Source organism: Thiohalocapsa sp. (assembly GCF_019695415.1).
Lineage (GTDB): Bacteria > Pseudomonadota > Gammaproteobacteria > Chromatiales > Chromatiaceae > Thiohalocapsa.
Map to the genome: position 1 here is coordinate 1 of NZ_JAIFKJ010000081.1, position 1,342 is coordinate 1,342.

General features: G+C 67.4%; 1 protein-coding gene. It reads left to right on the forward strand.

Going from position 1 to position 1,342, the window contains the following annotated elements; all coding sequences use genetic code 11:
* Window positions 1–194: 194 nt before the first annotated feature.
* The gene (locus I6U14_RS01110; RefSeq protein WP_367115606.1) at window positions 195–1,319 is read left to right on the forward strand and encodes a ribonuclease catalytic domain-containing protein; all 1,125 of its coding nucleotides are present in this window, start codon (window positions 195–197) and stop codon (window positions 1,317–1,319) included.
* The last annotated feature ends 23 nt before the right edge of the window (window positions 1,320–1,342 follow it).

Below are 1,342 nucleotides of genomic sequence, written 5' to 3' on the forward strand. Positions count from 1 at the left end.
CCAGCCGACTGCGCGCAGCCGCGGCCGGGCCCCGCGCGGCGCACAATCGCGCGCAACAGCGCGGGCAGGTGGGGCAGGCTTTTCGGGCACGCCAGGCAGCCCGTCAGGCGGCTGCCGCGCAGGCGCGCCTGCGCCTGCGGCGCGCCGGCTTACATCTCCTCAAAGCTTGGCTTTAGTGTTTCGGTTTCCCGTCCATGTCCCTCGCCGCCGACAGCCTCGTGCTCTACAAAGTCCATCCTGCCCGCGTGGTCAGCGTTGGCGAGAAGATCGAGATCGAGCTCGCAGGCGGCCAGAGTAAGCGTGTGCGCCCGAAAGACATCACGCCGCTGCACCCGGGCCCGCTCAGGCGCCTGGCCGAGCTGGGCGAGCCTGGCACCGCGCAGCTTGAAGAGGCCTGGGAGCTACTGGAGGGCGCCGAGACAGATCTCAAAGAGCTCGCCGAGCTGATCTACGACGAATTCACCCCGGCCAGCGCTTGGGCCGTGTGGCAGCTCCTGGACGAGGGGCTGTACTTTCACGGCTCGCCGCAGGCCATCCAACCGCGCTCCCGCGAGGCCATCGAGCAGGACCGTGCCGAGCGCGAGGCCAAGGCCCGGGCGGAGCAGGAATGGGCGGAGCTCATGGCCCGTCTCGCGCAGGGGCGCATCGTCGACGAAGACCGCCCCCGGCTCGCCGAGGTGGAGCGCCTCGCCAACCAGCAGGGCGAGCACAGCCGAATCCTCAAGGCGCTGGATCTGCCGGAGACACCGCAGGCGGCGCACCGCTTTCTCGTGAGCGTCGGCTACTGGCCAGCGGAGCATAATCCCTATCCCGCCCGCAGCAATGTGGCGATCAGCGATCCGGCCTTGCCGATTCCGGCCTTGCCCGACGAGGAACGGTTGGACCTCACCCATCTGCCCGCCTTTGCCATCGACGACGAGGGCAACCAGGACCCGGACGACGCCGTCAGCATCGATGGCGAGCGTATCTGGGTGCATGTGGCGGACGTTGCCTCCCTGGTGACCCCCGACGACGCGCTGGACCGCGAGGCCCGCGCCCGTGGGGCCAACCTCTACCTGCCGGAGGGCATCGTCAATATGCTGCCGGCGGCCGTGACAGAGCAGCTCGGGCTCGGCCTGCAGGACATCTCCCCGGCACTGTCGTTCGGCGTCACCGTGACGGGCGACGGCCGGCTCGCCGATATCGAGATCCGCCCCACCTGGATCCGCGCCCAGCGCCTGACCTATGCGCAGGCCGAGGCCCCTGTCTCTTATAACCATCTCTTACACAACAAAAAACAACAAAGCAGAAGACAAGCGAGGAGAAACACGAATCAATAAACGAAGTTGGACAGAACTACGTA